The following is a 458-nucleotide window of genomic DNA, read 5'->3' as shown; positions in this document are numbered from 1 at the left end:
TGCGGAATTGCACCCGACGGCCGGCAAGATGGCGGTGGCCCAATTCCTTCGCAACCTGATCGCGACCGTGCCCTATGCCATCCATACCATTCTGACCGACAACGGCATTCAGTTCACCAACCGGACCTGCGACCGGCATGCCCTTCAGCACATCTTCGACGGCATCTGCGACGAACATGGCATCGAGCACCGGCTCACAAAGATCAACCATCCCTGGACGAACGGCCAGGTCGAGCGGATGAATCGGACCATCAAGGACGCCACCGTCAAGCGCTTCCACTATGACGATCACGATCAACTGCGCCGGTATCTCGCCGACTTCATCTTAGCTTACAATTTCGCGCGCCGGCTTAAGACCCTCAAGGGCCTCACACCCTACGAGTTCATCTGCAAAATCTGGGCAAAAGAGCCCGAACGGTTCCGACTCGATCCCACCCATCAAATGCCGGGACTAAACA

General features: G+C 57.4%; 1 protein-coding gene. It reads left to right on the top strand.

Annotated elements, in window-relative coordinates; genetic code table 11:
• The coding region (locus tag AC0L3O_RS35515) for an integrase core domain-containing protein (protein WP_473618166.1) at nt 1-458 on the top strand (458 nt) is incomplete at both ends.

The organism is Mesorhizobium sp. WSM4810 (assembly GCF_055811235.1).
This window is presented reverse-complemented; position numbering and strand designations above follow the sequence as displayed.